Annotated in this window: 1 protein-coding gene and 1 pseudogene; both read left to right on the plus strand. The window is 63.9% G+C overall.

Annotated features, from left to right (window positions below; translation table 11 throughout):
- Window positions 1-436, plus strand: a pseudogene (locus tag F3T56_RS45880) (DUF3459 domain-containing protein); the annotation flags it as partial.
- Window positions 433-1,460 (plus strand): alpha-amylase family glycosyl hydrolase (locus tag F3T56_RS45885; RefSeq protein WP_246204921.1); only part of this gene is annotated, 1,028 nt, incomplete at its 3' end. The pseudogene F3T56_RS45880 and the gene F3T56_RS45885, both read left to right, overlap by 4 nt.

Raw genomic sequence — 1,460 nt, forward strand, 5'->3', positions numbered from 1 at the left:
CTCGGAGAAGTACCAACTCCGCCCCCGCGACTGGGACGCGGCCGAACGCGACGGCCGAACGATCGCACCCCTGCTCGGCAAGCTCAACGCGATCCGGCGGCGCAGTCCGGCACTGCGCCAGCTGCGTGACCTGCACTTTCACCACGCCGACCAAGAAGCGGTGATCATCTACTCGAAACGGGCGGGCTCGAACACGGTTCTGGTGGTCGTCAACCTCGACCCCCACCACACCCAGGAGGCCACGGTCTCGTTGGACATGCCGCAACTCGGCCTGGACTGGCATGAGTCGGTGCTGGTGCGCGACGAGCTCACCGGCGAGGTCTACACCTGGGGCAGGAGCAACTATGTACGTCTCGAACCGGGCCGCGCGCCCGCACACGTACTGACCGTCCTGCGACCGTCCAACCCGCAGATCGGAGGGTCACCCGCAAAATGATCGTCAACGAGCCCGTTCCGGACACCTTCGAGGACACCCCGCAGAAGGACCGGGACCCGGACTGGTTCAAACGCGCCGTCTTCTACGAAGTCCTCGTCCGCTCCTTCCAGGACAGCAACGGCGACGGCGTAGGCGACCTCAAGGGCCTGACCGCCAAACTCGACTATCTGCAATGGCTCGGCATCGACTGCATCTGGCTCCCGCCCTTCTTCAAGTCACCCTTGCGGGACGGCGGTTATGACGTCTCCGACTACACCGCGGTCCTCCCGGAATTCGGGGACCTCGCCGACTTCGTCGAATTCGTCGACGCCGCCCACCAGCGCGGCATGCGCGTCATCATCGACTTCGTCATGAACCACACCAGCGACCAGCACCCGTGGTTCCAGGAGTCCAGGAACAACCCCGAAGGCCCTTACGGCGATTACTACGTCTGGGCCGACGACGACAAGCAGTTCCAGGACGCCCGCATCATCTTCGTCGACACCGAGGCCTCGAACTGGACCTTCGACCCGGTGCGCAAGCGGTACTACTGGCACCGCTTCTTCTCCCACCAACCGGACCTCAACTACGAGAATCCTGCGGTGCAGGAGGAGATGATCTCCGCGCTGCGGTTCTGGCTGGACCTGGGCATCGACGGTTTCCGCCTCGACGCGGTGCCGTATCTGTACCAGCAGGAGGGCACCAACTGCGAAAACCTTCCCGCGACCCACGACTTCCTGAAGCGGGTCCGGAAGGAGATCGACGCCCACTACCCCGACACCGTGCTGCTGGCCGAGGCGAATCAGTGGCCGGAGGACGTCGTCGACTACTTCGGTGACTTCCCCAGCGGCGGCGACGAATGCCATATGGCGTTCCATTTCCCGGTGATGCCGAGGATCTTCATGGCGGTGCGGCGGGAATCCCGTTATCCCGTCTCGGAAATCCTCGCCAAGACCCCCGCGATCCCCGCCAACTGTCAGTGGGGCATCTTCCTGCGCAACCACGACGAGTTGACGCTGGAAATGGTCACCGACGAAGAACGCGA

Origin of the sequence: Streptomyces tailanensis, from assembly GCF_008386495.1 — a bacterium.
GTDB classification, from domain to species: Bacteria; Actinomycetota; Actinomycetes; order Streptomycetales; family Streptomycetaceae; genus Streptomyces; species Streptomyces tailanensis.